Origin of the sequence: Chitinophaga sp. 22620 (assembly GCF_052044405.1) — a bacterium.
In the GTDB taxonomy this organism is placed as follows: domain Bacteria; phylum Bacteroidota; class Bacteroidia; order Chitinophagales; family Chitinophagaceae; genus Chitinophaga.
In genome coordinates this window covers 427,017-446,441 of record NZ_JBQEMV010000004.1, presented here as the reverse complement: position 1 = coordinate 446,441, position 19,425 = coordinate 427,017, and the positions used below count along the sequence as shown (strand labels likewise).

Below are 19,425 nucleotides of genomic sequence, written 5' to 3'. Positions count from 1 at the left end.
TATGATATCCCTCCAATCGATCAAGTTCAACCACAACAGTGGTTCCTGCAGCACGGATGCGCTCACGATCCGCAGGAATGCCTCCCAGACGGTGAATGTACCGGAATGGGTGGACGGGGTAAGCGTAAACCCCGAAGACAGTCCCGCCGCATACAGCATTGCGGACACGAACGGGAACACCATCACTATCCAGGCAAGGCTCCGGAGCACCAACCCTGAAATAACGCGCATACAGGTACGCGCGCTGGACCCCGTTACAGACCCGCCCGGCGAAACCGGCTGTGCAGGCTTCATTGCGAAGCTCATCCGTCGTTTCATTAAAGCCGTTGCCGGCAACGTGCTCGGGGAAGTGCAGGAACGCTGGGTAGACCTGGCGGCAGGCGATTCAGGCTTCGTTTCCTTCAACCTTATCAACACCAACCTCGCCAACGCACGCGTCAGTAAACGTACTACCGAATGGCGCTGGCAATACCGGCTGAACGCCGGTGATCCCTGGCAGGAACTGCGCCACACCCTCCACCGCATTTACGTGGTACTGGGCACGCCCACCCTGCCTTGGGTACAAACCGCCGGCAGCACCCAACTACCCTGGACCGAAGTGCTGGACTATGCCTGCGACTGGGGTATATTGGCCAACACAACAGACGAGGCCGGCGCCAAAGTGACCGAACGTGTTTACGCGCTGGGGCCCGGCACCATGGCTTATGATTGTCCCGGCGGCGGCGCCACGCATTATGCGCTGGGCAGCTTCGACTGCACCAAGTTCCTGGAGCTGCTTCGCGGAGGGCCCGGCAATGGCGACCTTGTGAACTGCACCGATTGTGCCACCATTCTTTCTACCTTCGCCAATATACTCGGCTGCGACCTTTGGCAAAGCCGCATGCAATCCGGTTTTAAGCTCAACCCGTTCATCGCCATCGGCTACAACGCCTGGTATCCCGGGTGCAGCAACTGGCTGGGCACATCCTTCTCCTACCACGAAGTGGCCTGGAAAGGCGGCTGCACCGCCTCGGACGCTGTGTTCGACGCATGCCTGCAACTGGATGCGGACGCCACGCCCGACAGTGCGCCGCATACGCCCATGCTGGCCACCAACATGGTATTCGGCGACTGCAGCAGCCTGGGATACCGGCTGCGCCTCTCGCCCAACGTGGCGGGCGGATGCAGCAATTGCAACCCCGCGCCGGGATCACGGCAGAGAAGAGCGCTCATTTAATTTCTAAACCCGTACATCATGGCACAAACATATCAACCCGAAAAATGGGACGTCTCCAAAAACCTTTTTATCTGGCAGTTCAGGCTGAGCGGCAAAGAGCTGCCCGGATGGACGCTGGCTGAAATGAAAGCCAACCAGCATTTCCGGGACCATGCCGTCCAGGAATATTACTGGCATCAGCAGGAGAAAAACATAATGATCAAAACAGACGTGATCGCCGCTGCTTCCTGGAAAGAAGCGCAGGCCATTTTCCGGAGTCTGCTGGAGGAGCACATGATCGTGCAGCTGCCCACCGTTCCCGATAAGCTGGCCCTGCTGGGCGACGTGGCTTACACCGGGCCCGCGGAAGACATCCGCAATATGCTTTTTTTACGCGCCAACATGATCGTGCGGCTGAACAGCATCGGCCGCGAAACCGTGAAGGTGGACCGGTTTGCTTTTGACATAGACGGTCTCTTCACACGCGGCGGCGAACCCGGGGAAAGAAAGACCAGGCCGGAGATCAGGAGCTTTGAAGCCGAAAAAGGAGAAGCGCGGGCCGGGGAAACCATAACGCTGAACCTCCGCGCGGAAGACCCGCTGCAGCGGCCCCTGTGGTACCGGTTCACGACAGACAACGGGGAAATTTCACAGCAGCAGGACCGTATCCTGTTCACCGGCGAAAAACCAGGGGATTCGAAAGTGACCGTGCAGGCGGTGAATGCAGAAGGAGATACGGAGGAGAAAAGTGTCAGTATCAAAATAAACTGATAACCGAAACTTATCGGACAGCGCATAAAAAAAGGCCGGCATACGCCCGGCCTTTTCGTTTATCGCAATACAGCAAATGAACCCGTGTATCTGTTAATGCGTGCACTCATGGAAACCGTCGCTGGCCGGGTAGCTGAACAGGTTCACCAGTCGCCAGCGCGCTTTGTACAGGCCCAGCGAAGTGTTTTTGTAGACCACTGCACCGGCAATGCTGATGACCTGGTCTGTTCTCCAGGTTTCACCGCCAACGCCGGTTGCGCGGGCAAGAATGGTTGCGTAGCCTGAAGGCCCGGAAGAAACGGACTTCACCGCGGTCTGGGTTTTCTGCAAAGTGAACGCCCCGGTCACCACGTTGAATTTGTAAATATGTCCGGAGTTCGTCAGCCAGAGATCCGTGGTGCTGCCGTGCACGGGGAAAAGATCGTGCGCATTGCCTTCGGGCATGGTCCAGGTTTTTTTGAGCGTGAGGGCCGGGCTTCGGCAGCTGTTGTTGTAGGAATACACACGAATGATGTTTTTACCCGCGGCATATAGCTGCTGCCGCGCATGGTCCCATACTACATTGTGCACGTCCGGGAAAGCGATGGGGCCGGTCTGGGCCGACTCGTCGTTGATATAAGTATCCGTTACGAATATTTTCAGGAAACCGCCGGTGCTCGAAGCAGTCACGATATTGCCGTTGGGCAGCAGTTCGGCCGAGTGGGTATTGCCGCCGGCATAATCATACCAGATCGCTTTTTTGGAGCTGATATTGATAAGGGCAACCCCGCCGCCGGATGCGGTGGCGAGGATGTAATTGTTATTGTACACGAGTTTGGCTTCGCTGAGGTTTGAAAACCAGCCCTGCGCGCCGCTGCGGATCATGGCGTAGGCAGCGGTGGCCTTCCATTCCCAGGTAATGGCATTGCCATTGGCAACGTCTACCATAATAATGCGGGCATTTTTCTGGTCGCAGATAATGATCTCCTGCTTAGCCGCGGCTTCGGCTTCAACAACTGCTTTTGTATCAATCTTTTCAGTGGAGGGTGTTACTGGCTGGCTGTCCCTTTTACAGGATAACGCCATCAAAAGAGCGGTAACAACAAATAGTGATCTCATGGGTGGAATGGTTTAGGGTGGAAACATTTAATGGTAAAAATTGAGGCGGTCTGCTGCATTACGGGAACAAGTGAATTTACAGAATTTAATCTAATGAAATCAAATATTAATTAATTGTAACCTTATTTGAAATATTTTATAATTCGATTTGTTTCATTTCAGCAAGATCCGCCTCCGTAGAAAAAAATAGCTTCCGTTGGTGATTACCAGTATTTCCGTTAAAAAAAGCCCTACAGCGAACGACAAATCATCGAATAAAAAAAGGCCATCCCTTACAGGACAGCCTTTGGATATATCAATGCAATAAAACTACTTCTCCAATACCTTCTTCAGGTTCTGTAAACTTTCATCAAAATCCTTTCCGATCATTTTGTCCATGTTCATGAACAGCAGCATGAGGTTCATCGGGTATTTCATGCGGCTGGCGGCCGTCCAGGTCACTTTTGTACTGTCTGCCCCGGCAGCGTTCGTATACAGGCTGGAATGCAGTACGCCTTCGAAAGGTTTGATGAACACCACTTCGTAATCGATCCTTTCGTTGTTCACGATCTGTTTGATCTCCTGGCTGCCTTTGCCGACGCTTTTATGCTCGCTGTCCCAGTGATATTTGAAACCCGGCGTGGCGTCCGTACCCACGAATTCCTTTTTCATGCCCGGGTCCATCATCACGTACTTGAAATAATTTTCCTGGTTCTTCAGGTACTTCACATAATCAAATACAACAGGCACCGGTTTGTTGATAACCACTTCCCGGGAAATGGCATAATCCTTACGGGAAAAGAGGCCGATGACCAGCAGCAGGACAATAAGGCCCGCGAGGATGAGCAGGATGGTGATAAGGATATTCATTTGGTGTAACTGTTTTCATGAATGTACGAATTTGCTTTCACCTGCCCGTATCTCTTCCAGAAAAAATACGACACGGACATGATCGCCAGCACGATCAGCGGGAAGATGACAAAGAACGGCTCTGCTCCCACAAATGACCAGGAAACGGCAGCGCCGATGCACTGAAATGCAAAGCCCGCATACGCCCATTCTTTAACGGTATGGTATCTTGTTTGCAGGATGCCGATGGCGCCCAGCAATTTCGCCACGCCCCCGATCGTGAGGAAATAAACTGGATAGCCCAGCATGTTCATCGCATCAATGCCGGCCTGCTGGCGCGTTACGCCGCCAATGCCATCCGCAATGGCGAACAGGGCAAAAAATACAGTGGAGATCCAGTACGCAGTTTTAATTGTTTTCGGTTTCATAAGTTGAAGTGTTTTGTTACTGCAAGTTTAGGACGAATTCCGCTGGCAGGTGATGTGCGATTAAGACAAAAAGAGGGTTGAATACGACACCTTCCGGTTGCATTGCTATTAATCCGCCTGCGTATCCCCGGTAAAGATGAACATCCCGGCCAGTATCATCGCCGTAAGGATAGCCGCAATGGTACGCACGGTGTTGAGCATGTTCCATGGTTTTTCGAATGAAGCGCGCCAGCTGCTCAGCTGTTCCGCCGAAGCGCTATCCAGCTTCATCGCATCCAGCGCATTGTTCAGCGGTACGTTGCCTGCAACGGTCACGCCGAAAACGCCCGCAACATACATCACCGACGCTGCCAGCAACCACCAGAAACGCACATTGTTCCGGCTGTAATGCATCCAGGTGCTGGCCGGCAACAGGAACACCGCGCCCATGAAGCTCAGGAAAAACAAAGGGTTCAGGATGGCGCGGTTGATGGATTGCATAGACTGGAGATACACGGTGTCTGACAAACGGCCAAGCCCCGGGTTGACGGACACAGCATACGAGTAGAAAAGCCCTGCCGCGAGCACAGCGGCCATGGTAGCCAGGAAGAGAGTGATATTGACGATCATGGTGTGGATTGTTTACAGCAAAGCTAGGCTGCCTGGGCGCCGGAAAATAGAACAAAACCGCCAACACCTCAAAATCCTGCGGGTCGTAATGGCTTACCGGTTTATCGCGGCAAAATTCTCCATTACCTCGGGCGCTTTTTTACTGAACTGGAAAGGCGATACGCCGGCAAATTCCTTGAAGGAACGGATAAAATGGCTCTGGTCCGCATATTCGTTACCAAAAGCCACATCCGACAGTTTTTCATATTTCAGTTTGCGCAGCTGGCTCAATGAAGCCTGGAACTGCGAAATACGGGAGAACATTTTTGGCGGCAACCCTACGATCTGCTTGAATTTACGCTCGAAGCTCCTTTCAGACAGCTGCAGTTCGTCACGCAGGTCTTTAAGGGAAATAATGCCATCGGAATGCCAGATGCGGGAAAGTGCGTGCTCCATGCTTTTGTCCACCTCCTTCGCATTGCGGCTTACCAGGTTGGCCACATAATCGGTAAGCAATTGCACCCGCGCTTCCAGGCCGGGAGCTTCGATCAGCTGCTGCGTAAAGGAAGGGGCAATGTCCGCCAGGGGAAGGCAGCCATTGGTGAGCTCGTCCGCCCGCATGCCGAATACGGACCGGAGGCCGCTGGGACTGAAATAAATACCGATGGTGCTGAACATCCCCTCCACCCTCACTTCCGCATGAGAAGTGGCTTGCCCGTACAGCAAAGCGCCGGGCAACTCTTTGGCGTTCTTGAACATCACTCCCTTATCCGCATCCTGCAATATCAGGCCGGGGCAACCGTCCGTCATCGTCCTGAAAGTACGGTCACCGCTCGGGTGCTCGCTTTCCAGTATCCAGAAATGCCGGATATAATTTTGTAAATGCGGTGGAGGAACCAGTTGCCGGTATTTCATATACCAAAAGTTAGGTATAACAAATATACTATTTTTTGATGGCAGCAGGAGGTGTAAAAAAGCCATTCAAGGGGGTTGATCGCGACAAGGGCTTGCGGTAATTTTAGGGTATGAAACACATATCCATCCTCGTGCCCCAGGGCCATACCAGCGTAGTGAACATTGAAGGATCGCTCCAGATCCTCTCCGAAGTGAACGGCTTTTTGGCCCATCTCGGCAGGCCGCCGCTTTTTACCATCGAGCTGGTGGGCATCGCCAGGGATAACACCCAGCGCAACGGGCTCTTTTCCATCCGGCCTGACAAGCTGGTGAAGGAAGTTACAAAAACGGACCTGATCATTATCCCCGCCATGCATGGCGACCAGCACCAGGCCCTGGAGCAGAACAAGGATTTCATTCCCTGGATCGTGGACCAGTACAACCGCGGCGCCGAGCTGGCGGCCTTTTGCATTGGCGCGTTCTTCCTCGCCGGCACCGGTCTCATGAAAGGCAAACAATGCGCCACCCACTGGAAGCTGGCCAACGAATTCCGCAGCATGTTCCCGGATGTGAACCTGGTGGATGATAAGATCATGACCGGGGAAGACGGCATTTATACCAGCGGCGGCGCTTATTCCTGGCTGAACCTCACCCTTTACCTTATTGAAAAATACGCCGGGCGCGAAGTGGCCATCCTTGCATCCAAGGCTTACATGATCGATATAGACCGCACCAGCCAGAGCCCTTTCATTATGTTCGAAGGGCAGAAAACGCATGAGGACGAGCCCATCAAAAAAGCACAGGAATACATCGAACAGAACTTCGAGGAAAAGATCACTGTAGACCGGCTGGCGGCTATGTTCGCCCTGGGCCGGCGCAACCTCGAAAGGCGCTTCAAAAAAGCAACTTCCAACACCGTGGTGGAATACATCCAGCGGGTGAAGATAGAGGTCGCCAAAAAAGGACTGGAAACCAGCCGCAAAAGCGTGAACGAGCTCATGTACGATGTGGGCTACAACGACACCAAGGCTTTCCGCACCGTGTTCAAACGCGTAACAGGGCTCTCCCCCATCGAATACCGCAACAAATACAACAAGCATGCAATCTTGGCACAGGAGGCCTGAAATATGTCGTAATTACCCCTTTAATTTGTCGGGAAAGCATCCCGCCGTTTAGCGCAAACCCCTCTACCTTTACATGAGTAATCAGGCACGAATCACGGTGCGGCGCAAGCTGCCGGCGATTTCCTGCATCAAACCCAAACGAGCTCATGTCAAAACACTATAAACTCCTCCTCTATTCCCTCGGGATCAACGACAGGCAGCTGCACGCGCTCAACCGGCTGGTAGGCAAAGAGCCTGCCGCCATCAAGCTCGCTTTTATTGAGAACGCGGCAGACGTGATTCCGCAGTCTGAAGGCTGGGTAAAGGCCGTCCGTGATTCATTCAGGCGTAAAGGTTACCAGGTGGAACCCATAGATCTCAGGCTGTTCCGCAACCGGAGCCAGCAGCTGAGGGACAAGCTTTCCGGCAAGGACGTGATCTGGCTGGGTGGCGGCAACACCTTTTACCTCCGCTGGATACTGCGCGCCAGCGGCGCCGACGAGATCATCAGAACACTGGTCAGCCAGGGCAAAGTATTTTCCGGGTGGAGCGCCGGCGCTATCGTGGCCGGGCCCACCATCGAGTACTTCGACAGTATGGACGACCCGGACGATGCGCCCGAAGTGATCCTGGAAGGACTGAACCTCACCAATATCATCGTGATACCTCATATCGACAATGCCGATTTCATAGAAGGCGCGCATCATACCAACATGGCTTTACAGGCCGCCGGATATAATACGCTGCCGCTGGGAGACGAAGAAGTGCTGGTGATATCCGGCGATGATCAGCGGATCATCGAATAAGTCATATACAACACCTGCCGGCCGCCTATTTGAGAATTTTGCGGTAATTTCCCTTTTTATTCCAATCGGGGATGACCATTACTACCATGACAGATTCTATTCAACTCAGGCCGGTGAACGTGACCCGGTACGTGACCCCGCTGCGGGAAGGCGGAAGCCTGCCGGCCATTGCAGAGGCGGACGACGGATTTTTGTATGTGCTTAAGTTCCGGGGCGCCGGCCAGGGTATCAAAGCATTGATCGCAGAGCTGATCGGCGGGGAAACAGCGCGCCTGCTGGGCCTGAAAGTGCCTGAGCTGGTATTCGCCACGCTGGACGAAGCATTCGGCCGCACCGAACCCGACGAAGAGATACAGGACCTGCTGAAAGCCAGCACTGGTCTCAATCTCGGACTGCATTATCTTTCAGGCGCCATTACCTTCGACCCTACCACTGCCACCGTAGACCCGCTCACCGCTTCGCGCATCGTGTGGCTGGACAGCCTGCTGACCAATGTGGACCGGACCGCCCGCAATACCAATATGCTGCTCTGGAACAGGGAACTGTGGCTGATCGACCACGGCGCTGCCCTTTACTTCCATCACTCCTGGGACAATTGGGAAGAACAATCCAAAAAACCTTTCATCCAGGTGAAGGAACATGTGCTGCTGCCCTATGCCAGCGAGCTGGCCGCTGTGGACGAAGCATACCGCGCTCTCCTAACGCCAGCGCATATACGCAGCATTGTCAACCTGATTCCCGACGAATGGCTGGTTACCCATGGCGAATCGCCCGAAGCATCGAGGGATGTATATTATAACTTCCTCACCACACGTTTGCAGCATTCCCACATCTTTTTAAACGAAGCACAACATGCCAGACAATCACTTATATGAATATGCGGTGATCCGTGTTGTGCCGCGGGTGGAGAGGGAAGAATTCCTGAACATCGGCGTGATCGTTTTTTGCAAACAAAAAAAGTTCCTGCAAACCATGATCACCATCAACGAAGAGAAACTGCGGGCGTTCAGCCCCGGGCTGGATATTGAAGCGCTGAAAGAATATGCGGCCGCCTTCGAAAAGGTGGCCCGCGGCCAAGGCCCTATCGGCCAGCTGGACCTGGCCAGCCGCTTCCGCTGGCTCACGGCTATGCGCAGCTCCATCCTCCAAACTTCGCGGGTACACCCCGGCCTTTGCGGCCACCCGGAAGAAACGGTGAAAAGGCTGCACGCGGAGCTGGTACTTTAACCAAAATAAATAAGAGCGGAGAGCTTGCGCCGCTCCCCGCTCTTCCTAACGTCCACCTGGTTCCAAACTGTCTTTTGCATGCGTTCCCGTGCAATACGTTTCTTTTCCGTAACCATTATGTAGTTAAGCTGCGTCCCGCAAAGCTTTCACTTCGTCGTGCGAAGCACGGAGGGACTGCATCTGGGAAGTAAGCACTCCCTGGAGGTATGAAGGGATGCCCTCTTCCTTCAGGGCCATCCTGTAAGCGTTCTGCGCGGCGTCCTCCCCGGCTTCGCAATTGGCCAGTACCGTTTTGCGGTCGTTGCCGGTAAATGCCGCCCTTACATCCATCCAGGCGCGGTAGATCTTACCGCTGGTGGTGGTCCCTGTTTCAATTTCACCGCCTGCAGCGCGAACTTCGGCTGCCAGCGTTTCCCTGATGTCCTGGCTTTCACTGATCATCTCTGTAAACAATCTTTCGAGATCGGCATCTTCTGCTTTCAATTCCTTCAGGGCCGTCTGGTACCCTGCAATGCGATCATTATGAATAGCGATCAGGTCGTTCAGGATGCCTGCTGTTTCTTGTTGTTCCTTCATAAAAAATGGGTTTTAGCTATTAAAGAAGGTGCCATAAGTATGCCACCCGCCTAAACCGCCCGTTTCAGGCTTGTTTCGCCCTGTTTTGCCCACTATGTAGATATCCGTCCATGGCGCTCCCTACGCATTTCGGGGGCAATCTGCCAAATAATAGCTAGCTTTGCACGTTTTTATCTAGATAATCAATTCATGAAGACATATTTCAGGCTTTTATCATTTGCTAAACCGATTGGAAAATATGCGATTCCTTATATCTTCTTTACGCTGATTTCCGTGGTGTTCGGCACGCTGAACCTTGCGCTGGTAGCTCCTTTGCTGACCACGCTGTTCGGTATCAACCAGAACCCGGATGCCCCCGCTGCAGTGCCCGTTAAGCCGGACAGCTACTTCGACGTATTTAAGACCATGAATTATTACGCGGCAAAGGCCAATGCTACGGTCGGGCTGCAAACAACACTGCTGTGGGTATGCGGGGTCATCGTACTGTCTGTGCTGATCAGCAATATCTTTAAATATCTCTCTGAAAAGACCATGGAGAACCTCCGGATCCACACCCTGCTGAATCTCCGGAAATCCGTATTCGACAACGTGATGAACCTGGACCTGTCTTATTTCAACAATGAAAGGAAGGGGGACATTATGTCCAAGGTATCTTCGGACGTGCAAACCGTGCAATTTTCCGTGACCGGCACCCTCCAGGTAATTTTTAAGGAACCTTTAACATTGCTTACCTACCTGGTAATGTTGTTCCTGATCTCTTATAAGCTGACCCTGTTTTCCATGCTGGTGATCCCGGTTGCGGGCTGGCTGATATCCCGGATCGTGAAGCGCCTCAAACAGCAGGCCACCGAAAGCCATGAGACCTACGGGAATATGATCAGCTACCTGGACGAGGCCCTTTCCGGCATCCGCATCATCAAAGCATTCAACGCCACCCCGTATATCAAGGAGCGTTTTAATAGCGAGAACAAAACTTACAGCCGTATCATCCGCTCCATGGCCAAAAGGATACAGCTGGCCTCGCCGGTGTCCGAATTTATGGGCGTGCTGATGGTGGCCGGCATCGTTTATTATGGCGGTACCCTGATCGCCGGGGATCCCAAAAACGCGGAGCTGAACCCTGCCGAATTCATCGCCTATATTGCGATCTTTTCCCAGATCATGCGCCCGGCCAAGGCCATTTCACAGTCGTTCTCCAGCATCCACTCCGGTATTGCGGCCGGCGAACGCGTGCTGAACCTGATAGACACCAAACCCTCCATCGTGAACGCCCCCGATGCAAAGCCCATCAAAGAATTCAGGGACCAGATCGAATTCCGCGACGTGACCTTCGGATACCAGGAACGCACCGTGCTGGACCGGGTAAATTTCAGCATCCCGAAAGGCAAGAGCGTGGCGCTGGTAGGCCCTTCCGGCGGCGGCAAAAGCACGCTGATGGACCTCATCCCCCGGTTTATCGAGCCCCGGAGCGGGGAAATAAGGATAGACGGGCATAATATCAAGGAATACACCATGGAATCCGTCCGCGATCTTATGGGAATAGTCAACCAGGATACCATTTTATTCAACGATACAATTTTTAACAATATCGCATTCGGCAACCTGGCCGCCACGCAGGAAGAAGTAGAGGCGGCGGCCCGCATCGCCAACGCCCACGAGTTTATTTTAGCGTCGGACAATGGCTACCAGACCCGGATTGGCGACCGCGGGGTGAAACTTTCCGGCGGCCAGCGCCAGCGTATCTGCATCGCCCGGGCCGTATTGCGCAACCCGCCCCTAATGCTGTTGGATGAGGCTACTTCCGCGCTGGACACGGAATCCGAGCGCCTGGTACAGGACGCCCTCAACAACCTGATGAAAAACCGGACCTCCGTGATCATCGCCCACCGTTTAAGCACTATTCAGAGTGCTGATTTAATTATCGTCCTGGAGCAGGGCCGGATCGTGGAAACTGGCACCCATATTGAGTTATTGGCAAAGAATGGTCTATACAGGAAGTTGATAGAAATGCAGACTTTTAGCGGTAATTGAGAAAAAATAAATATATACTCTTTTTTCATAACTTATATTTTCATATTTTTAAGCGCGTGCTGTAACATTTCTGGTTTATCCCCGTTATAAAAGGAACAGGGGATGCCGAAATCCTGACTATCAACTATCGACCAAAGATGGTCTGCGAACGACCAATCTTTTGTAAAACCTGAATAATAATCCTTGAATGGAAAGAAAAACGTTCAAAGTAGGATTGCTGATTTCAACCTACAACTGGCCAAAAGCGCTCGAGACTATTTTTGCCAGCATCCAAGACCAAACGAGAATGCCGGACGAGATCATCGTAGCAGATGATGGTTCCGGACCCGCCACAGCGGAGGTGATCCGCCGTTGGGAAAATATTCTTCAGATCCCCTTCAAACATGCCTGGCATGAAGATGATGGGTTCAGGAAAAGCATTATCCTGAACAAGGCCGTTAAATTATCAGAAGTAGATTATATCATTGAAATAGACGGGGACATTTTGCTGCATCCCCGGTTCGTGGAAGACCATGTTCGCCATGCACGCCGCGGCCAGTTCATCCAGGGCGCGCGTACCATGATCAGCGAGAGCAGAACCGGCGACATCCTTTCACAGGGTTATTCAGGCCCGCTGCATTTCTTCAGCACGGGCATCGGCAGCAGGATCAATTCCCTGCGTTTGCCCTGGTTATCTTTCATCTTCAAGATCACCAAACAAAAATCCACCAACACCAAAGGCTGCAACCTTGCTTTCTGGAAAGAGGACTTCATTGCCATCAACGGGTACAACAATACCTTCAACGGCTGGGGCTCTGAAGACAATGAGTTTGCAGCGCGGCTGATCAATGCCGGCATCCTCAAAAAACGCCTCAAGATGGCCGCGGTGTGTTACCACCTTCACCACAAGTGCAATTCAAAATCCGAAGTGATTGCGAATGAGTACCGCTACATGGAAACGATCCGTTACAAGATCATTTCCTGCCTGAACGGCTACGCGGAAGTGTAACGCCAGATGAGGACGATCAGCAGGGGGTAAAGCACCCACTTCACCAGTTTGTAAGTATTGGAACGGTAGAACTGTACCTTCCTGGCAACGCCGTTGTAATTGAAACGCTCGGTGATGCCCTGGATGCGCCCCCTTGAGATATTCCCCCAGAACATCCCGGCTTCCTGGATCAGCCTGAGCGCCAGCAGGTAATAATACACAGCAACGTCGGGCTTGGCTTTTCTTTTGGCGGACTGCACAGCCCCGGCAATTACTTCTATCACCACCGCCCCTGCAATGAACCAGCCGATAGCCGGCAGCAGCGAAGGTTTTACGATGGCGGCCACGATGCCTGCCAGCAGCGCGAGGAATATGGTTTCGATCGTATTGGGAAAATCGTGGTAGGCGTACCGGGGATTGCGCTCCGGCAGCCGGCTGTTGCCAATGCCGTAACGGAAAGGCCGTTTAAAATTCACCGCTTCATTGTTCCACCAGGGATGCTCTACAGCTGCTTCCGGTAAAGAACGGAAGTCCGCATAATTATTCCGTTCGCGGATATTGATAAAAAAATCCACATCCTCTCCTCCTCCCGCTTTCGGGAATATTTCAGAGAAACGCACCTCTCCCATCGCTTTGCGGCTGATCATCATATTGGCGGTGGCGCCCCATGCAAAACCTTCCCTGTCTTTCGCGATCCTGAAAATATCCATGCTGCCGCTGGCCACAATGGCATGCGAAAATGCCTTCACAGGCGGCGGCATATTCACCAGCCCGATGAAACCGATCTCCCGCGGGTGTTTATGAATAGCGTCCGCATAAATTTCAAGAAGGTTGGGCGGAACAGTGATATCGTCGTCTAGGAATAATATCCATTCTGCGCTGCCCATTTCCATGGCTTTGTTGCGGGTGCGCGCGGCGCCGAGATTTTCAGGATTGATGGAGAGGAACACCCGCTTGTTGTCTACCAGCTGCTGAATGGCGGGCGATGGGACGATGGTGGGATTGTCTGCCACGAGGAAGAACCTGATCTCCGTATCCGCAGGTCTTTTCAGGGAAAGGATGGGCAGCAGGTAATGCTCTTCCAGCCTGAATGAAGGTATAACTACATCAATTTGAACGGACATGCGGATATGTTAAAATTTAGATCAGTAAAAATGCGGAAAGCCGCGCGCAAAGCTACTATTTATTGTGGTTTTTCTGATATATTTCAACCACCGGGCACAGGTTTTGTTATCTTCCTGTAACACGCTTCCCCATGCAAAAAATACTCGTACCGACAGACTTTTCAGACACGGCATTCAACGCCGCCCGATACGCCGTTCCTTTCGCGCGGCAGGCAAAGGCGACAGACATCGTGCTGTTCCACGCCTATGGCATTCCCGCCCAGGCCACCAGCACTGTGCTCGCCATGGTACCTACCGATACGCCTGAATTCCAGCAGGAGCTGGACCGGCAGATGGCGCAGATGAAGCAGGAACTGCAGAGCCTGCTGGTGGAGTATGTGAACATCGAAACACAGGTGAGCCCGCTTACTTTCCTCGAAGGGCTGCACGATGCGGTAAAGGATGTGAAGATATCGGCGGTAGTGATGGGCATTACCGGGAAGGGCCCTATGGGCCAGCGTTTCATCGGCAGCAACGCGCTCGATGCGGCGAATGCCGCTCCCCTTCCGCTGGTGATCGTACCGCATACGGTGGAATATGAAAAGATCCACCGCGTGCTGTTCGCCTGGAACAAAAAACAGCCTTTGCAGGAACACCAGGTAACCGCCATCCGGTCTTTCACAGCCGATCTTGACGCCACGCTGGAAGTGGTGCATGTATCCGCCGGCGAAAGCGGCGGCGAAGCGCCGGAGGAACTGCTGCGGGCATTCGACCTGCCGCACGGGGCCTATCACGAAGTACAGCATACGGACCATGCAACCGGCATACAGGAATATGCGGCAGACAGCAATGCGGACCTGCTGCTGGCCATCCCCGGCGAATATGGTTTCTTTGCTGATCTTTTCCATAAAAGCGTTACAAAAAGACTGGCTTTTAACGCCGACGTGCCGGTGGTGATCATCCGCTAAGCCTGCCTTTTATGGAATCAACGGCATCTTTACAAAAAATTCCGCATGCGCGTTCTTATCCTTCTTAGCTGCCTGTGCTGCGCACGACAGCTTTCCGCTCAAACATGGTGATCGTCATTTTAGCACAAGCGTGTAGTAAACAAATCCCTTGATTTGCAGTATCTTGCCCGGGATTAACATCCCTTACTTATGCGGAGAGCGCTGCTGCTGATCTGTTTTATAGCCTGGCATATCCCTTGCCTCAGGGCGCAATACAGCTTTCATGTATTGGAAGATACCGCGCGCACCCTCACCGCACAGCAGGCGCTGGATATGTACAAAAACGGCGGCTTCAGCAGGCTGGAATCCGCTTACCTCAATCCCGGCTTTACCACTTCCGTATTCTGGATCGCGGTGCCCGTGCAGGATACCGCCGCGGCGAAGGATCTTGTGCTGCTGGCGGACAATGCGCACATCAACCACCTGGAATGGTATGCGCTGAAAGACAGCCTGCGGCTGCTGTCCGTTACCGGCGATTTCCATCCTTTCCGGCAACGGCCCCTGGTGCACAACACCTTTGCTTTCCCGCTGGATGAAGGCGCGCAGCTCTACCTGCTGAAAGCGGATAAACATCACGAGTCCATCCAGGCCCCGCTGATCGTCCGCAGCAGGTCGCAATTGCAGGAGCAGCAGGCCGGCGAAGCCCTCGTGAACGGTATACTCACCGGCATTGTGCTGCTCATCGTACTTTTCGGCACATTCCTGTTCACCACTACCGGCGATAAGGTCTATGGCTGGTATGCACTGTATGTTTGCAGCGTGCTGCTGTGGATATGGGCGAATAAAGGATTAGGGTTCCATTACCTGTGGCCGGACTCTTATTTCTTTGCAAGCCGCTCCAGGCCTGTATTCGTATTGGCCAACCTGGTGCTCTCCCTGCAATTCCTGAAGGGCTTCACAGGTATCGGGAAAAGTCATTGGATGTATACGCCCTTCGCCGTTTTCCAGGCAATATGGCTGATCATGCTGGGCGCGACGCTCTGGCCGGTGGACTATACCAGGTTCGCACAGGCCAGCTTTTACCTGCAAAAATCGCTGCCGCTTTTTTCGCTGCTGGTCATCGGGTTTATTACGGCCGGCCTCATCGCCCAGGCGGTGAAAGGAAACCGCCCGGCCATCATTTACCTCGCCGGCACCAGCGTGTTCATCACTTGCATCATGCTCGAAAACCTGTACCACCTTGGCAAAATAAAGCTCCCCGAATTTTTTGCGCACTTCGGCATGTTCACCGGCGTGGTGCTGGAAATGATCATCATCACCTTCGGCCTGGCCGCCCGCTTCAACGCTTACCGCAAAGAAAAAGAAGCCATGCTGCTCGCCATGAACACCCAGCAGAAAGCTTTGACGGACACCATCGTGACCGTGGAAGAGAACGAGCGAAAAGCCCTGGCAGACCGTCTGCACGACGAGATCGGCTCCATGCTCTCCCTCGCCTCGCTGCAGCTGAGCGCCGTGCAGGAAAACCCGCTGGGCAGCGAAACAAAATTGCAGCATGCAGGCAATTTGCTGAAAGACATCAGTACCACCGTACGCAATATCAGCCACCAGCTCACGCCCGTAGCCATTGAAAAATACGGGCTGCTGCATGCCATCGAAGACATGGTGCAGCTGGCCAACGCTTCGGGTAAGATCCATATAGAATTGGTACTCGTGGGATTTTCCGGCGGAAACGAATACCCGCGCAACTTCCAGCATACGTTATACCGCATCGTACAGGAATTATTGCAGAATATCTTACGGCATGCAGGCGCCAGCCACGCGCTGATCCAGCTGATAGAGCACGAAGATGCCTGCTCCATCATCGTGGAAGATAACGGCAAAGGCATGGAGAACGGCGCAACGGCGCCCGGCTTCCTGCGCAGCATTCACTCCAAGGTCTCGTACCTCGAAGGCATTTTACAAATCGAGAGCGAACCCAACCAGGGCACGATGGTGAACATAGACCTTCCGTTGCCCCGCAAAAACTGAGCTTATGAAAACACTCCGCATCATTATTGCAGACGATCACCAGTTGCTGATAGACGGCCTCGTAGCCGTGTTGCAGGAAAATCATGAATGGGAGATACTGGCCCCCGTGAACAACGGCCGCCAGCTGCTGGAAAGATTGGAAAGCATGCCGGCGGACCTGGTGCTGCTGGACCTTAATATGCCGCAGCTGGACGGTATCCGCACGCTGGAGATCCTCCGGCGGCAATACCCGGCTTTGAAAATACTGGTGCTCACCAATTACAACCAGCCGCAACTGCTGAACGAGGTGCGGAAGCTGGGCGCGGACGGGTACCTGCTGAAGAATTCCCCTTCTTCGGTTTTAAAGACCGCTATCGCCACCATCGCGGAAGGCGGGTCTTTTTTTGAAGTATTGCAGCCGCAGGAAACCCATATCCCCTCTTATTTCCTGGATGAATTCATGAAAAAATACCAGCTCACCAAACGCGAAGTGGAGATCATCAGGATGGTAGGCAGCGAACTGACCAGCCGTGAGATCGGCACGCAATTATTCATCAGCGAGTTTACCGTAAATACCCACAGGAAAAATATCATGCGCAAGCTGGAACTGAAGAATACCGCTGGTTTGCTGAATTTTGCCAAACAGCATGGCATCCTATAGCCGCCGCATCACCTCAAGGCAGGCGCGGCCGTTATGATAAGGGCATTTCCAAAAGCCCACTTTGTCTTCGGGTAATTTCCGCCCATCCGCGTCTATCCCCCGGCACCATTCACCATGCTCCTTGTCCAGGATGCGGGACTGCACGAATTTCCAGGAATCTTCCGCCAGGCGGAGATATTTTTCATCATGGCTCACCTGCCAGGCGTTCACAAACCCGGCGATGGCTTCGGCCTGCGGCCACCAGTGCTTTTCAGCGGTCAATGCGTTGCCCGACGCATCCAGCTGCTGCCAGAGGCCGCCGTCGGTATCCAGTCCTTCAGCGGCGGCGTCCGCCATACGGATGGCCAGTGTACGGAATTTCTCTGTCAGCGGCTCTTCCCCTAAAGTTTCCGCCGCCAGCAGCAACAGCCAGCTTGCTGCTACATCGTGGCCGTAGCTCAGCACATCGCCCTGCGGGTTCCATTGTTCGTCAAAAAAAAGTTGCAGGTGGCCGGTCTTTTTATTTACGATCTTATCGTGGAAAATCAGCAGCAAGTCGCGCAGATGACCTTTGAGTCCCGCGTCCGGCCAAATGGAATACAGCGCCGTATAGGCTTCCAGGATATGCAGGTGCGTGCTCATGAATTTTTTAATGCCGGTATCCGTTCCGGCAGGAGGCTGCTCTTTCCAGTCGCGGGTAAACCCTTCCTGGTAGCCGCCGTAAATACAGTCGTACCCATACAGCTGGATCAGGCTGTACAGGCCAATAGCCTTTTCCCTGGCTTCTTCCAGGCCCGTTGCCTTGTAATATTCGCTGAACGCGTACAACGTGAAGGCGATGGCGTATACCTGCTTCTGCGTCTCAATAGGATGGCCGGAATAATCCACGCACCAGAGCACGCCGCCGAATTCTTTGTCTACCAGGAAAGTATTGATGTACGCGTAAGCGCGCTGCGCCATTTGCAGGTATGCAGGTTCGCGGGTGGCGTGGTAAGCAGCCGAGAAAGTCCAGAGGATGCGGGCGTTCAGCACCGATCCTTTCAATGCGAAACGGTCCGGCGTATTATCGTCCGCCAGCCGCCCGTAAAAGCCGCCGGACTGCTCATCCACGGTATGTTTCATCCAAAACTCCAGAATGTTGGCCAGTTCCTGCTGTAAAGCCGGTTTTAAATCAGTGTGCATATATATAAAAAACAAAACAACCGGCTCAATTGTTCCCGCAGGGACAGACAGCTTCCGGTGGCTGCCGTGCGGCAACCGTTACCCCAGGGAGAAGCAGCGGAGCTAAAGAGGGACGATGCAAATTTCAACAAAGCCCGTTATGGCGAGGAGCTGCAGAGCTAAAGCGGGAAGGGCGACGAAGCAACGAAAGTCGTCATTGCGAGGAGCTGCAAGGATCTCTAATGTATCCCTGGTTGCAGGCGCGTAATGGCCAGCTTGCGGTCCGTTTCCAGTTCTTTAATGAAAGGCAGCCCTCCCTGGATATACAGCCTGCTGCTCAGTTCCAGGTAATTGTCCAGCTGGAAGAACATGGCCGCGCGGTTGCTGCCCAGCAGCTTGATCATCCTGCGGTAGTAGCGGATCTGGAGCGACACGAACTCTTTATCGTTCCTGATCGTGCTTTTGGTCAGCTCGGTCATCATTTGCTCGTCTACCGTCTGGAATTTTTCGTTGTACAGCCGGAGGAGATAATTCCTTTTTTCCGTGAAAGGGGCTTTTTCAGTTTCGTATTGCGACAGTACATCGCCGAACTCCGTTTGTTCGCTTCGCGTGATGCGCAGGAAATTGGAGAAGAGGGTTTCACGCGTTTTGCCGAACAGCCGGAAAATGATATCGCCTTCCGACGTGGCGGTTTCTTCCGCCGGGGTTTCGTTCTGCGCCAAAAGGGGCGTTCCGGTTAGCTGTGCTCCTAACAAACAGATTAATAACAGATTTCTCATACTTCATATCGTTTATGGCAGTGCTTCCACCGCCTGTGGAGAGAGGCAGGTGCTGAAATATTTATGCCGGGGCGGGCGCTTCAAAGCTTTCAGGGTAATTAATTATGCCACGATGCTGGTTAAAGGTTCACCTGTTGATGCTGTTTTTTATATGCAAGAAGTCTGCCGTGTTTTACGGCCAGCCCCGCATTTAAGGGGGATCGGGCTGCGGGGGGATAACATTGTGAAAAAAGATCAACACCTGTGCCATATGCATGGTTTTTTACATGAACAGAT

General features: G+C 53.2%; 20 protein-coding genes. 11 read left to right on the top strand and 9 right to left on the bottom strand.

Annotated elements, in window-relative coordinates; all coding sequences use genetic code 11:
- Nucleotide 1 precedes the first annotated feature (1 nt).
- Entirely contained in the window at nucleotides 2–1,216 is a 1,215-nt protein-coding gene (locus ACTJIK_RS21190; protein ID WP_440649539.1) for a hypothetical protein, read from the top strand.
- Between the two features lie 18 nt (nucleotides 1,217–1,234).
- Nucleotides 1,235–1,966, top strand: coding sequence for a hypothetical protein (locus ACTJIK_RS21185; protein ID WP_440649538.1), 732 nt, complete (start codon nucleotides 1,235–1,237; stop codon nucleotides 1,964–1,966).
- Nucleotides 1,967–2,059: 93 nt separating this feature from the next.
- Here the strand turns inward: ACTJIK_RS21185 and ACTJIK_RS21180 are convergent, their stop codons facing one another.
- The 5 genes from ACTJIK_RS21180 to ACTJIK_RS21160 all read right to left on the bottom strand — a co-directional run bounded on the left by ACTJIK_RS21180 (nucleotide 2,060) and on the right by ACTJIK_RS21160 (nucleotide 5,823).
- A complete protein-coding gene (locus tag ACTJIK_RS21180; protein WP_440649537.1) occupies nucleotides 2,060–3,064 on the bottom strand; it encodes a DUF6528 family protein in 1,005 nt (334 codons plus the stop codon).
- A 309-nt stretch (nucleotides 3,065–3,373) separates the two neighbouring features.
- A complete protein-coding gene (locus ACTJIK_RS21175) occupies nucleotides 3,374–3,913 on the bottom strand; it encodes an SRPBCC family protein (protein WP_440649536.1) in 540 nt (179 codons plus the stop codon).
- Nucleotides 3,910–4,320, bottom strand: coding sequence for a DoxX family protein (locus tag ACTJIK_RS21170; RefSeq protein ID WP_440649535.1), 411 nt, complete (start codon nucleotides 4,318–4,320; stop codon nucleotides 3,910–3,912). Before ACTJIK_RS21170 ends, ACTJIK_RS21175 begins: the two co-directional genes overlap by 4 nt.
- Before the next feature lie 108 nt (nucleotides 4,321–4,428).
- A complete protein-coding gene (locus ACTJIK_RS21165; RefSeq protein WP_440649534.1) occupies nucleotides 4,429–4,929 on the bottom strand; it encodes an anthrone oxygenase family protein in 501 nt (166 codons plus the stop codon).
- 93 nt (nucleotides 4,930–5,022) lie between these two features.
- A complete protein-coding gene (locus ACTJIK_RS21160) occupies nucleotides 5,023–5,823 on the bottom strand; it encodes a DUF6597 domain-containing transcriptional factor (RefSeq protein ID WP_440649533.1) in 801 nt (266 codons plus the stop codon).
- Nucleotides 5,824–5,933: 110 nt separating this feature from the next.
- Between ACTJIK_RS21160 and ACTJIK_RS21155 the strand changes: the two genes are divergently transcribed.
- The 4 genes from ACTJIK_RS21155 to ACTJIK_RS21140 all read left to right on the top strand — a co-directional run bounded on the left by ACTJIK_RS21155 (nucleotide 5,934) and on the right by ACTJIK_RS21140 (nucleotide 8,938).
- Nucleotides 5,934–6,926, top strand: coding sequence for a GlxA family transcriptional regulator (locus ACTJIK_RS21155; RefSeq protein ID WP_440649532.1), 993 nt, complete (start codon nucleotides 5,934–5,936; stop codon nucleotides 6,924–6,926).
- A 146-nt stretch (nucleotides 6,927–7,072) separates the two neighbouring features.
- A complete protein-coding gene (locus ACTJIK_RS21150; protein WP_440649531.1) occupies nucleotides 7,073–7,711 on the top strand; it encodes a Type 1 glutamine amidotransferase-like domain-containing protein in 639 nt (212 codons plus the stop codon).
- A gap of 71 nt (nucleotides 7,712–7,782) precedes the next feature.
- Nucleotides 7,783–8,586, top strand: a complete 804-nt coding sequence (locus ACTJIK_RS21145) for a HipA family kinase (protein ID WP_440649530.1) — start codon at nucleotides 7,783–7,785, stop codon at nucleotides 8,584–8,586.
- On the top strand, nucleotides 8,564–8,938 hold the full coding sequence (locus ACTJIK_RS21140) for a DUF3037 domain-containing protein (RefSeq protein WP_440649529.1): 375 nt from the start codon (nucleotides 8,564–8,566) through the stop codon (nucleotides 8,936–8,938). Before ACTJIK_RS21145 ends, ACTJIK_RS21140 begins: the two co-directional genes overlap by 23 nt.
- Nucleotides 8,939–9,061: 123 nt before the next feature.
- On the opposite strand, the gene ACTJIK_RS21135 is transcribed toward ACTJIK_RS21140, so the two are convergent.
- Nucleotides 9,062–9,514, bottom strand: a complete 453-nt coding sequence (locus ACTJIK_RS21135; RefSeq protein WP_440649528.1) for a PA2169 family four-helix-bundle protein — start codon at nucleotides 9,512–9,514, stop codon at nucleotides 9,062–9,064.
- Nucleotides 9,515–9,703: 189 nt separating this feature from the next.
- On the opposite strand from ACTJIK_RS21135, the gene ACTJIK_RS21130 reads away from it, so the two are divergent.
- The gene (locus ACTJIK_RS21130; protein WP_440649527.1) at nucleotides 9,704–11,545 is read left to right on the top strand and encodes an ABC transporter ATP-binding protein; all 1,842 of its coding nucleotides are present in this window, start codon (nucleotides 9,704–9,706) and stop codon (nucleotides 11,543–11,545) included.
- Nucleotides 11,546–11,732: 187 nt separating this feature from the next.
- Nucleotides 11,733–12,533 carry a glycosyltransferase family 2 protein gene (locus ACTJIK_RS21125; RefSeq protein WP_440649526.1) on the top strand — a complete coding sequence of 267 codons (801 nt, stop codon included), beginning with the start codon at nucleotides 11,733–11,735 and terminating at the stop codon, nucleotides 12,531–12,533.
- On the opposite strand, the gene ACTJIK_RS21120 is transcribed toward ACTJIK_RS21125, so the two are convergent.
- On the bottom strand, nucleotides 12,518–13,636 hold the full coding sequence (locus tag ACTJIK_RS21120) for a glycosyltransferase family 2 protein (protein ID WP_440649525.1): 1,119 nt from the start codon (nucleotides 13,634–13,636) through the stop codon (nucleotides 12,518–12,520). The genes ACTJIK_RS21125 and ACTJIK_RS21120 overlap by 16 nt on opposite strands.
- Before the next feature lie 131 nt (nucleotides 13,637–13,767).
- On the opposite strand from ACTJIK_RS21120, the gene ACTJIK_RS21115 reads away from it, so the two are divergent.
- From ACTJIK_RS21115 to ACTJIK_RS21105, 3 genes are all read left to right on the top strand, one after another.
- Entirely contained in the window at nucleotides 13,768–14,583 is an 816-nt protein-coding gene (locus tag ACTJIK_RS21115; protein WP_440649524.1) for a universal stress protein, read from the top strand.
- Between the two features lie 189 nt (nucleotides 14,584–14,772).
- Nucleotides 14,773–16,590, top strand: a complete 1,818-nt coding sequence (locus ACTJIK_RS21110) for a sensor histidine kinase (protein WP_440649523.1) — start codon at nucleotides 14,773–14,775, stop codon at nucleotides 16,588–16,590.
- 4 nt (nucleotides 16,591–16,594) lie between these two features.
- The gene (locus tag ACTJIK_RS21105) at nucleotides 16,595–17,230 is read left to right on the top strand and encodes a response regulator (protein WP_440649522.1); all 636 of its coding nucleotides are present in this window, start codon (nucleotides 16,595–16,597) and stop codon (nucleotides 17,228–17,230) included.
- Here ACTJIK_RS21105 and ACTJIK_RS21100 read toward each other — a convergent pair.
- Both ACTJIK_RS21100 and ACTJIK_RS21095 read right to left on the bottom strand, forming a co-directional pair.
- Nucleotides 17,225–18,391, bottom strand: a complete 1,167-nt coding sequence (locus ACTJIK_RS21100; protein ID WP_440649521.1) for an AGE family epimerase/isomerase — start codon at nucleotides 18,389–18,391, stop codon at nucleotides 17,225–17,227. The genes ACTJIK_RS21105 and ACTJIK_RS21100 overlap by 6 nt on opposite strands.
- Nucleotides 18,392–18,609: 218 nt before the next feature.
- A complete protein-coding gene (locus tag ACTJIK_RS21095; RefSeq protein ID WP_440649520.1) occupies nucleotides 18,610–19,092 on the bottom strand; it encodes a hypothetical protein in 483 nt (160 codons plus the stop codon).
- Between the last annotated feature and the right edge of the window lie 333 nt (nucleotides 19,093–19,425).

What these genes read in the sequence shown, in the direction of transcription:
- ACTJIK_RS21190 (WP_440649539.1), top strand. Translation starts at nt 2, where the DNA reads ATGATATCCCTCCAATCGATCAAGTTCAACCACAACAGTGGTTCCTGC.
- ACTJIK_RS21185 (WP_440649538.1), top strand. Translation starts at nt 1,235, where the DNA reads ATGGCACAAACATATCAACCCGAAAAATGGGACGTCTCCAAAAACCTT.
- ACTJIK_RS21180 (WP_440649537.1), bottom strand. Translation starts at nt 3,064, where the DNA reads ATGAGATCACTATTTGTTGTTACCGCTCTTTTGATGGCGTTATCCTGT.
- ACTJIK_RS21175 (WP_440649536.1), bottom strand. Translation starts at nt 3,913, where the DNA reads ATGAATATCCTTATCACCATCCTGCTCATCCTCGCGGGCCTTATTGTC.
- ACTJIK_RS21170 (WP_440649535.1), bottom strand. Translation starts at nt 4,320, where the DNA reads ATGAAACCGAAAACAATTAAAACTGCGTACTGGATCTCCACTGTATTT.
- ACTJIK_RS21165 (WP_440649534.1), bottom strand. Translation starts at nt 4,929, where the DNA reads ATGATCGTCAATATCACTCTCTTCCTGGCTACCATGGCCGCTGTGCTC.
- ACTJIK_RS21160 (WP_440649533.1), bottom strand. Translation starts at nt 5,823, where the DNA reads ATGAAATACCGGCAACTGGTTCCTCCACCGCATTTACAAAATTATATC.
- ACTJIK_RS21155 (WP_440649532.1), top strand. Translation starts at nt 5,934, where the DNA reads ATGAAACACATATCCATCCTCGTGCCCCAGGGCCATACCAGCGTAGTG.
- ACTJIK_RS21150 (WP_440649531.1), top strand. Translation starts at nt 7,073, where the DNA reads ATGTCAAAACACTATAAACTCCTCCTCTATTCCCTCGGGATCAACGAC.
- ACTJIK_RS21145 (WP_440649530.1), top strand. Translation starts at nt 7,783, where the DNA reads ATGACCATTACTACCATGACAGATTCTATTCAACTCAGGCCGGTGAAC.
- ACTJIK_RS21140 (WP_440649529.1), top strand. Translation starts at nt 8,564, where the DNA reads ATGCCAGACAATCACTTATATGAATATGCGGTGATCCGTGTTGTGCCG.
- ACTJIK_RS21135 (WP_440649528.1), bottom strand. Translation starts at nt 9,514, where the DNA reads ATGAAGGAACAACAAGAAACAGCAGGCATCCTGAACGACCTGATCGCT.
- ACTJIK_RS21130 (WP_440649527.1), top strand. Translation starts at nt 9,704, where the DNA reads ATGAAGACATATTTCAGGCTTTTATCATTTGCTAAACCGATTGGAAAA.
- ACTJIK_RS21125 (WP_440649526.1), top strand. Translation starts at nt 11,733, where the DNA reads ATGGAAAGAAAAACGTTCAAAGTAGGATTGCTGATTTCAACCTACAAC.
- ACTJIK_RS21120 (WP_440649525.1), bottom strand. Translation starts at nt 13,636, where the DNA reads ATGTCCGTTCAAATTGATGTAGTTATACCTTCATTCAGGCTGGAAGAG.
- ACTJIK_RS21115 (WP_440649524.1), top strand. Translation starts at nt 13,768, where the DNA reads ATGCAAAAAATACTCGTACCGACAGACTTTTCAGACACGGCATTCAAC.
- ACTJIK_RS21110 (WP_440649523.1), top strand. Translation starts at nt 14,773, where the DNA reads ATGCGGAGAGCGCTGCTGCTGATCTGTTTTATAGCCTGGCATATCCCT.
- ACTJIK_RS21105 (WP_440649522.1), top strand. Translation starts at nt 16,595, where the DNA reads ATGAAAACACTCCGCATCATTATTGCAGACGATCACCAGTTGCTGATA.
- ACTJIK_RS21100 (WP_440649521.1), bottom strand. Translation starts at nt 18,391, where the DNA reads ATGCACACTGATTTAAAACCGGCTTTACAGCAGGAACTGGCCAACATT.